7 protein-coding genes are annotated in these 9,243 nt (G+C 73.5%); 4 read left to right on the top strand and 3 right to left on the bottom strand.

All coding sequences use genetic code 11. The annotated features are described in order from the left end of the window. From E1284_RS16835 to E1284_RS43100, 4 genes are all read left to right on the top strand, one after another. A partial coding sequence (locus E1284_RS16835; protein WP_131940035.1) for an AMP-binding protein occupies positions 1 to 1,109 on the top strand: 1,109 nt, incomplete at its 5' end. Beyond that, positions 1,100 to 2,797, top strand: coding sequence for a CoA transferase (locus E1284_RS16830; RefSeq protein WP_243714532.1), 1,698 nt, complete (start codon positions 1,100 to 1,102; stop codon positions 2,795 to 2,797). The genes E1284_RS16835 and E1284_RS16830, both read left to right, overlap by 10 nt. An 11-nt stretch (positions 2,798 to 2,808) precedes the next feature. Beyond that, positions 2,809 to 4,467, top strand: a complete 1,659-nt coding sequence (locus E1284_RS16825; RefSeq protein ID WP_131940034.1) for a class I adenylate-forming enzyme family protein — start codon at positions 2,809 to 2,811, stop codon at positions 4,465 to 4,467. A gap of 10 nt (positions 4,468 to 4,477) precedes the next feature. Further along, complete coding sequence (locus E1284_RS43100; RefSeq protein ID WP_131940033.1) at positions 4,478 to 5,290, top strand: class I SAM-dependent methyltransferase; 813 nt, start codon at positions 4,478 to 4,480, stop codon at positions 5,288 to 5,290. On the opposite strand, the gene E1284_RS16815 is transcribed toward E1284_RS43100, so the two are convergent. From E1284_RS16815 to E1284_RS16805, 3 genes are all read right to left on the bottom strand, one after another. Continuing rightward, on the bottom strand, positions 5,287 to 6,330 hold the full coding sequence (locus E1284_RS16815) for a PP2C family protein-serine/threonine phosphatase (RefSeq protein WP_207923789.1): 1,044 nt from the start codon (positions 6,328 to 6,330) through the stop codon (positions 5,287 to 5,289). The genes E1284_RS43100 and E1284_RS16815 overlap by 4 nt on opposite strands. 258 nt (positions 6,331 to 6,588) lie before the next feature. Continuing rightward, positions 6,589 to 7,554: an alpha/beta fold hydrolase gene (locus E1284_RS16810; protein WP_243714531.1), complete on the bottom strand. Its 966-nt coding sequence runs from the start codon at positions 7,552 to 7,554 to the stop codon at positions 6,589 to 6,591. A gap of 238 nt (positions 7,555 to 7,792) precedes the next feature. Continuing rightward, positions 7,793 to 9,226, bottom strand: coding sequence for an ATP-binding protein (locus E1284_RS16805; protein WP_131940037.1), 1,434 nt, complete (start codon positions 9,224 to 9,226; stop codon positions 7,793 to 7,795). Positions 9,227 to 9,243: the final 17 nt, after the last annotated feature.

The following is a 9,243-nucleotide window of genomic DNA, read 5'->3' as shown; positions in this document are numbered from 1 at the left end:
CCTGGCGGCCGCCCGCCGACGACCCCCTCGTCATCCTGCACACTTCGGGCACCACCGGTGTGCCGAAGCTCGTCGTGCACTCCACCCGCACGCTGCTGCGGCGCCTCGCCGACTTCGAGGCCCACCGGTGGCCCGTGCTCGCGAGCCGTCCGGACGACGTGGCGGCCGCCGCCTTCTCCTTCGCGCACGGGCGCGCGCTCGCCTGGACGGCCGCCGTCGCGGCCCTCGGCCCCGCGAAGATGCTGGTGATCACGTCCGCCGAGTGGGACGAGGCGCGCCCGCTGCTCGCGGAGCACCGGCCGACGATCATGGAGGCGCAGCCCTCGACGTTCGCGCGCTGGCGGTCCCGCGCGCGGTCGGGGGCGTTCGACCGCGTCCGCCTCTACGTCAGCACGTTCGACGCCGTGCACCCGCCGACCGTCCGGACGTTCCTCGGCGCCACCCGGCATCCGCGCCCGGTCTGGCTGCAGGGGTGGGGGCAGAGCGAGACGGGGCCGCTGACCTTCCGGTTCCTCACCCGGCGCGCGATGCGCCCCGAGCGTGAGCGGCATCCGACCACCCGCGACCTCGGCCGTCCGATCCCCGGCCGCACGCGGCTGCGCGTCATCGACCGCTACACGCTGCGCCCCGTCCCGCGCGGCACCGTCGGCCTGCTGGCGTGCAGCACCAAGGCGCTGTGCCTGGACTACGTCGCCGAACACGAACGCTACCTGCGCAAACGCGCGGGGCAGTGGTTCATCACCGGCGACCTCGGCGTCCTCACCCGGAGCGGGCGCCTGCTCCTGCTGGACCGGGAGGCCGACTCCCTTCCCCGGGCCAGCTGCGTCGAGGTCGAGGACGTCATCGAGGACCGGCTGCCCGGCGTCGCCGAATGCGTCGTCCTGAGCGTCCCCGGCCGTCCCGCGCAGCCCGTGCTCGTCGTCGACGACGGCCGCCTCGACCCGGACGAGTGGCGCGGCGCGGTCGCCGACCTGCCGGACCTCGCCGAACCCGTCCTCGCGACATGGGAGCAGATACCGCGCACGGCGACCGGCAAGGTGCGGCGAGCCGCCCTGCGCGAGCACCTGGGCCTGCCGCCCGAGACCCACGGGACGGGGAAATGGACATGAGGGCGGCCGCGCCCCGAGCCCTGGAGGACCTCACGGCCCGGCCTCTGGACGGGACGGTCGTGCGCGCGCTCGGCGACTCCCGGGCGGTCCGCGTCGCCGCCGCCCGGTTGCGCGCGCTCGGCTGCCTGGTCGAGACCGGTCGCGAGGCGCCGCCGGAGGCGCCGGCGGGATGGCTGGGCGTCGTCCACGCGCCCTTCGTGCCCGGGGACCGCACGCTGCCCGAGTGCCGCATCGGCTGGTCCGGGCCGGTGAAGGTGCCCATGGAAGGGGAGCGCGACGTGCAGGCCGCGTGCGGCATCATGCACGTCCACGGGCGCGCCGCCGGCGCGCCGCGTGCGCTGCCGGTCGACTTCGCCTCGGTGTGCGCCGGGGTCCTGGCGGTCCAGGCTCTCGCCGCCGGGATGCTGGCGGTGCTGCGCGGCGGGCCCGCCGCCTGCGCGGCGACGTCCGTCGCCCAGGCCGCCGCATTGGCGCTCAACCAGTACGTCGCCGTCGCCACATCGGAGCCCGGCGCCGGACGGTGCCCGCCCGAGGCCGCCGAGCGGACGCCGCCGTTCCGGTCGGCCGACGGTATCCGGTTCGAGATCGAGACGTTCGCGGCCGAGAACTGGCTGGCCTTCTGGACGGCGCTCGGCGCCGGACGTCCCGCGATCGCCGCGGGCTGGCCGCCCTTCCGGCAGCGGTTCGCCACTGCGACCTGCGCACTTCCGCCCGCATTGCAGGCTGCGGCCGGGTCGCTTCCCTACCTGGACGTTCGCGCCGCCGCGCACACCGCCGGCGTCAGCGTCGTGGAGGTGAACGAGGACGCCGGGTGGCCGCTGCCGCCGCTCGCGTCCCCGTGGCGGCTGCGTCCGACCGCCGGGCCCGGCGGCCGGATGTCGAAGTACCGTCCCGCGAGCGGCCATGCCCCTCTCGGCGGTGTGCGCGTCGCCGAGTCCACCAACCGGATCCAGGGGCCGCTCGCCGGGCATCTGCTCGGGCTGCTCGGCGCCGAGGTCGTCCGCCTGGAACCGCCGGGCGGCGACCCGATGCGCGGCGTCCCGCCCCTGGCGGGCGACCGCTCCGTCCGCTTCCTCGCGCTGAACCGGGGCAAGGGCGCGGTCGAGGCCGACCTGAAGACCCGTGCGGGACGCGCGACGGCGCTCGGCCTCGTCGCCTCGTCCGATGTCTTCCTGGAGAACTGGCCGCCCGGCCGCGCGAAGCTGTTCGAGCTGGACGCCGGTGACCTGGCCGCCGTCCGGCCCGGCCTCGTCTACGCCCATGCCGGAGGCTGGGCCGAGGTCCACCCCGCGCCGCAGCCGATGGGCACCGACTACCTCGTCCAGGCGTACACCGGAGTCGCGGCACTGCTGGCGGAGCGCGGACGGCCCCCGGCGCCGACGCTGATGACCATCACGGACGTCCTCGGCGCGCTCATCAGCGCCGAAGGGACCATCGCGGGCCTGCTCGCCCGCGCCCGCACCGGCACCGGCGTCCGCGTCGAGACCGGGCTGGTCGACGCCGCCCGCCTCCTGCGCGACGCGCACGCCGGCGGCCCGGCCACGGACACCGCGCCGGCCGCGCCCGTGGTGACGGACCTCGCGGCCATGGCCGCCGACCCGGCCTACGAGGCGCTCTTCGAGACCGACGGCGAGGCGACCTTCAGCCGCACCCCGTGGACCTTCACTCCGCAGCCCTCCCATTCCTGAAGAGAGGCCCTATGACATCCGCTGCCGCTTCAACCTGGAGATCCGCCAACGGCGTCACGCTGGTCGACCGCGTCCCCGCCGAGACGCGCGCGGCCTGGACCGCCGCCGGGCTCTGCCCCGGCCGGGACCTCTACGCGCTGTTCCGCGACCACGCCCTGGCCGCGCCCGAGCGCGCGGCCGTCATCGACGGCGCGGGCGTCCTCGACTACGCCGAACTGGACCACCGCGTCCGCCGCGCGGCCGCCGCGTTGCGGGCCGCGGGCCGCGGGTCGGCCGACATCATCGCCGTCCTCCTGCCGAACGGACGCGACGCCGTCGTCTCCGAACTGGCGATCGCGGCGATCGGCGCCGTGGCCCTGCCGATCCCGCACACGCACGGGCGGCGCGACATCACCCGCCTGCTCGCCAGGTCCCGAGCCGCCGCGCTCATCACCGCCCCCGACCGGGTCGCGACGGTCGGCGGCCCGGACGCCCCGCAGCCGTGGACGCCGGGCACGCCGCCGGCGGACGGCGTCCACTCCCTTGACGAGGCCGGCGACGGCGACGTCCGGGCCTGGCAGCCCGAAGCCATCGATCCGGAGGCGCCGGCCCGCATCCTGGTCTCCTCCGGCTCGGAGTCGGAACCGAAGATGGTGGCCTACTCCCACAACGCCATGGGAGGCGGGCGCGGCAACTACGTGGCCGCCCTGAAACGCGGGCCCGGCCCCATGCGCGCCCTGGTGCTGGTCTCGCTCGCGTCGTCGTACGGATCGCTGGCGACCTCGGTGATCGTCGCCCGCCACGGCGGCACCCTGGTGCTGCTGCCGCGCTTCGACGCGGCCGCCGCGCTCGACGCCGTCGAGCGGCACCGTCCCGACCACCTGTTCGCGGTCCCGACGATGCTGTGGCGCATGGCCGAATGCGAGACCGGCGCGGACGTGTCGTCGCTCAACGCCGTCATCTCCAGCGCGGGGCCGGTGCACCGGCACGTCCGGGACGCCTGCGTGCGCCGGTTCGGCATGCCTCCCGTCAACATCTACGGCTCCAGCGACGGGGTCAACTGCCACACCGGCCACGACCCGGACCGCTGGGAACCCGGGCTTGCCGGCGTCCCCGATCCCGACGTGGCGCGGATCAGCATCCGCGACCCGGAGGGCCGCTCCCTGCCCCCCGGCCGGGCCGGGGAGATCTGGGCGCTCGGGCCGATGACCCCGCTGTGCTACGTCGCGGCCCCGGAACTGGACGCCCGGTACCGCGCCCCCGGCGGCTGGGTGCGCACCGGCGACCTCGGCCGCCTGGACGACGACGGCGCGCTGTGGGTGCTCGACCGGCTCAAGCGCGTCGTCATCCGCGGCGGCATCGGGATATCCCCGGCCGAGGTGGAACGCGCGCTCATCGGCCACCCCGACATCGCCGACGTGCACTGCGTCCCGGTGAGCGACCGCGACCTCGGCGAACGGATGTGCGCCTGCCTGGCACCGCGCCCCGGCGCCCTGCCGCCCACCCCGGCCGCCCTGATCGCGTACCTGCTCGACCGCGGCCTGGACAAGCGCGGGCTGCCCGAACGCTTCCTGTTGCTGCCCGAACTCCCGCTCGGCCCGACCGGGAAGGTCGACGTCTCCGCGCTGACCCGCATCGCCGCCGAGGCCGCCGTCCCCGCGGCCACCGTGCGTCCGAACGCCTGGATGTGAGGAGCCGCAGGTGAGCGCGACGTCCGGGCTCCGGCCCCCGCCCGTCTTCGGCGGACACGACGACCACAACGCCGAGCAGCACCGCCTGCTGGGCCTGGCCTTCGACCCCTTCACCATCGGACGCCTCGCCCGGACCGGCATCGGACCGGGCCGGCGGTGCCTGGAGGTCGGCGCCGGCGACGGCGGCATCGCGGCATGGCTGGCCCGCCGCGTCGCCCCGACGGGTCGGGTGGTGGCCACCGACATCAGGCCCGTCCGAGGCCCGGCCGCCGCGGGTCTGGAATACGTCCGGCACGACATCGTCCGCGACCCGCTTCCCGAGGGCGAGTTCGATCTCGTCCACGCCCGACTCGTGCTGCGGCTGCTACCCGAACGCCTCGCCGTGCTCGACCGGCTCGTCCGGGCCCTCAAACGGGGCGGCGTGCTCCAGGTGGACGAGTTCGATGCCACCGACGCGCCCGCCCTGCGAGTGCCCGACCCCGCCGCGCGCCGGCTCTACCGGACGTTCATGGACGCGAAGACACAGGTCATGGCCGGTGCGGAGGTCGACATCGCCTGGGGGTGCAAGGCGGCCGGCGCGATGAGCCGAGCAGGACTGACCGGCGTCACCTCCCACCGCCGCTCCGACGTGTGGGACGCCGGCTCGCCCGGACTCCGGCTCCTCGCCCACCACACCCGCCACCTGCGCGAGAGGCTCATCCGCGCCGGAATGACCGACGGGCAACTGTCCGACGTGCGCGAACTGCTCGCCCACCCCGGCTTCCGAGCCCGCTCCTATGCGCTCTACTCGGTCCAGGGCCGGCGCCCCAAGGGGAGCCGTTAGCGGGGGTTGCGGCGGAGGAGCAGGACGGCCGTGTCGTCGCTCTGTCTGCCCTGGGTGTGTTCCTGCAGTTCGCGGCTGATGGCCGGGGCCATGTCCTCGGGCGGGAGGTCGCTCCACGCGGCCACGCGCCTGGCCAGGGGAAAGAAGGCGCCGGACGGGCTGCGGGCCTCGGTGACGCCGTCGGTGCACAGCAGGAGGGTGGAGTCGTAAGGGAAGTCGAACCATGTGACGGTGCGGGATTCGGGGGCGAGCGCCGCCAGCCCGAGCGGGACGGACGCCTCGCCCAGCGGGACCGGGCCTGCGCGGTCGTGCTCCAGCAGGTAGGGCGGGACGTGCCCGCAGTCGATCGCCTGGATCTTCGTGTCGGAGCCGATGTCCAGGACGAGGGCGGTGACGAAGCGTTCCGCCTCGCCCGCCTGGGCGGCGAACGCGTTGTGGTGCAGCACCGAGCTCTCCAGGGCGTCCACGACGGCGGTGAGGGTGGGCTGCGCCAGGGCCGCCTCCCGGAAGGAGTTGAGCACGGCGAAGGCCGTGCTGATGGCGGGCAGCCCCTTGCCCTGGACGTCGCCGATGAGCACCCGGCTGCCGTACGGGGTCGCCATGACCTCGTAGATGTCGCCGCCGACCTGGCTGTCCTCCTCAAGGGGTTCGTACAGGCCGTGCACGAGCAACTCATGCGTGACGAGGGGGAAGGGGCGCAGGACCTGGCGTTGCAGCGCGGCGGCCGCGGACCGCAGCCGGGTGATCTCCCCCTCCTTGCGGACGCGCTGCAGCGCCTGGACGACGCTCAGGCCGTTCAGCGCGACGGCGAAGACGAGCACGCTCGCGTTGGCCGCCGCCGTCTCCAGGGGGCTGCGGATCAGGGAGCCGGCGATGACCACCGTCGCCCACCCGGCGGCGACCGCGGTCTGCCGGGTCGTGCCCCGCCCGGCGATGAGCGTGGGCAGGAAGACGAGGAAGGGCGCGAGGCCCGTCTCCCTGCTGAGGACGACACCGGTCACCGCCAGGACCGCCGTGATCCCGACGAGCCACAGGATCACAACCGGCCACGAGAGAGGCGCCGCACGACCGCCCCGCCTCGTGGCGGGGTCCAGACCGTCCGCGCCGCTCGAGATGCCCATCACCCGACAGTCTAGTGATCACCCGATCACAGAACGTGAAGGCATCAGAAGCTGGCCGGGCAGCCTCGCCCTGACCAGGGCGCGGCATCCGGCGAATCCACCGAAGATGAGGCACGCGCCGGCGATGTGACGTGTGAGCATCCGCGCCCGGTTGACGCGCCGAGAGTAATGATCTGGTCAGGGCGAGATCAGAGAGCCGGTACCGTGCGACCGGTCGGCCTTTGTGAGCAGGGATCTGAGGATCGGCTCGGCGTGCGTCCACAGCAGCGCGCCGCCGATTCCCGGCACCACGTTGCGCTGAGCGGTGGTCATGCGCGTGGCGAGAAGTGCTCCGTTGTCGGGCGAGTGGCTTGTGTCGTGCTCGCCGTACCAGATGTCGATCGGAACGCTGATCTTGCTGAGCTCGAAGGGCCAGCGTCCCATGGCCAGGACGGTGTCGCGCGCGTAACCGGCGGCGCCTTGGGCGAAACCTTCGTCCAAGGCCCTGCGGTAAGCGGCGGCAAAGTCGGGGTTCCCGTACACGGCGAGGTCGCATTCCGGGCTTGCGGCCATGACCATGTCCCACATGGCCTTGGAGGTGAAGCCGGCGAAGAATTCCTCGGCGCCGTCCGGGTCGGACGCGGTCCGTTCGACGAGGCCGCGCAGCTCCGCCGGCAGGACGGACGCGAACTGCGGCGCGGCGACCTCGTCCGCGCCGGAGACCACGGCCAGCGCCGACGCGACGCCCGCCTCGGCACAGGCGATGGCGAACGGCGCGCCCTGCGAATTGCCGACCACGGCCGGATTCCCCAGCCCCCGCTGGGCGCAGAACTGACGCATGTCACCGGCGAAGCTTGAGAAGGTCCGCCCTGGTGCGGGCGTGGAGGCGCCGAGGCCGGGACGGTCGACGGAGAGCAGCCGCACGCCGAGCGCCTCGATGACACCCCCTCCGCCGAAGCCGAGCCACCGGCTTGTAGCGGCCCCCGGACAGAGCAGCACGGGTATCCCGTCCGAAGGCCCCCACTCCGCCCATCCGAGCGATCGTCCATCGGACAGCCGCACGTCGCCCAGCCGGACGGGATCATCAACCTGAACAGCCATGGCCGACAGCATGGCAACCCCGTTGCCGCCCACGCATCCGCATTTCGACGCGCGGTCGTCCACGCAAGCCCTGACAGCACATGGCCCGCCCATACGCCGTTCGGTGAGCCCTACCGCCTGGTTGGCGCATAATCTGCAGCTCACCGGTCGGATTGATGTGAGCCCGCACGCAGCTTCCAAATCTGCGTGCGGGCTCACCTTAACGTCACACGCGGGACGCGGAAGGAAGCCACCATCGCCCGACGCGAGTGAGGTCCCCCGTAGCACGCACAGTTGGGGCTCACGTCGGGGGTGAAGGCGGCTAGCCCGCTGGTCGGTGGTAGGTGGTCGTTCGGCCTCTTCCGCCGTGTTGTTCGATGAGTCCCCGGCGGCGCAACTCGCGGAGGACCTTGCGGATGTTGGGGGCGGTCAGGTCCAGTTGACCCTGGAGTTCCGCCACGGTACGCGCGCCGGTCGCCAGTGCGTCGTAGACGCGCAACTCCGTCTGGTTGAGGTCGTCGCCGGGCCGCGTTGTGGAGGTGGCCCTCCGGAGGAGGACGGTGAAGCGGATACCGGCGTCGATGTAGTGCGCAGGTGGGAGTCCCGCTTCGGCGAGGGCGCTGGTCACGATGGGGATGCCGGAGGCGAGGGCTTCGATGACGCGGGCCCCGCCGTCGGGGGTGCGGACATGCTGGCAGATGGCGACGAGCCGGGCGTTGCGGGCCGAGGTCACGGCCTCGCGGCCGAGTCTCTCGACGGTGATCCCGTAGAGACCACCGGGATTGGAGACGATGAGGCGGTCACGGCGCAGGCGTACCTCGACGGCCATGCCAGCCGACCAGTGGTCGAGGTCGCGGTGGACGAGCGCGTTGGCGATGATCTCGCGGAAGGCGATGAGGGGGAAGGCCGGTTCGTCGTGGACGGTGCCGTCGGGTGCGGAGACGATCGCGGTGTCGAAGGTCCGCCGTGCCCAGGCGAGTGCCTCGTCGAGCATGCGGGGAATCGGGCCGGTGATGGTGGCCTGGTTGCGGGCGCGTGATCCCACAGGGTCGTTCGGCAGTGGTTCGGCCGACGCCTGGATGACGAACCGCGGGAACCATTCCTGCGGGTGGGCGCCCAGGGACAGCAGGCCGGCGACCGTGGGCGTCCCGTCGGGCGTCGTCACCCCCGCGCGGCGGAGGAGTTCCGCGCTGTCGCGGAAACGGCCCAGCCCGTGGGGGTCCCGTTCGCGCACCGACCGCAGGAAGCCCGCAACGAGATCACGGTCGAGGTCATCGCGGGTGGCGCCGTCGACCGGGGCCCGGTCGAACAGGGGCGGCTGCCGTGCGGCGAGGAATGCCTGCTCCTCCAGGGCCGACAGTTCGAAGTCCCCGTCGTACCCGCGCAGGTAGGCCGTGCCGGATCCGGTCACGCGGCACGGTTTCGCCGAGGGATCGCACTCGTGGACGTGCGCGATGACGACCGGCATTCCCTCGACCACCCCGTCTTCCACGGTGATCCGGATGGGCGGGGTGAAGGAGCGTGCCTTTGCGGCGATGCCTTGCTTGAGCTTCTGCGGGTCGGTGAGCGGTACGGGTCGGAAGCCTGTCGCCTCATCGAGCCCCAGGATGATCGTGCCGCCGCCCGGAAGGTTCGCCAGGGCGCTGAGTGTGGAGGTCAGCGACTGCGGCAGCCCGCCGGCGGCCGACTTGACCTCCACGTCCGACGAGTCGCCGCCCGCTGTGCGCAGGCGTTCCACCAGGTCGTCCAGATTCATGCTCACACGCCAAATGT

Source organism: Actinomadura bangladeshensis, assembly GCF_004348335.1.
GTDB lineage: Bacteria > Actinomycetota > Actinomycetes > Streptosporangiales > Streptosporangiaceae > Spirillospora > Spirillospora bangladeshensis.
Note: the sequence above shows the minus strand (reverse complement) of the source record. Positions and strands in the feature narration are given on the sequence as shown.

Excerpts from the sequence above, each read along its gene's own strand:
- E1284_RS16830 (WP_243714532.1), top strand. The coding sequence starts at position 1,100 with ATGGACATGAGGGCGGCCGCGCCCCGAGCCCTGGAGGACCTCACGGCC.
- E1284_RS16825 (WP_131940034.1), top strand. The coding sequence starts at position 2,809 with ATGACATCCGCTGCCGCTTCAACCTGGAGATCCGCCAACGGCGTCACG.
- E1284_RS16805 (WP_131940037.1), bottom strand. The coding sequence starts at position 9,226 with ATGAATCTGGACGACCTGGTGGAACGCCTGCGCACAGCGGGCGGCGAC.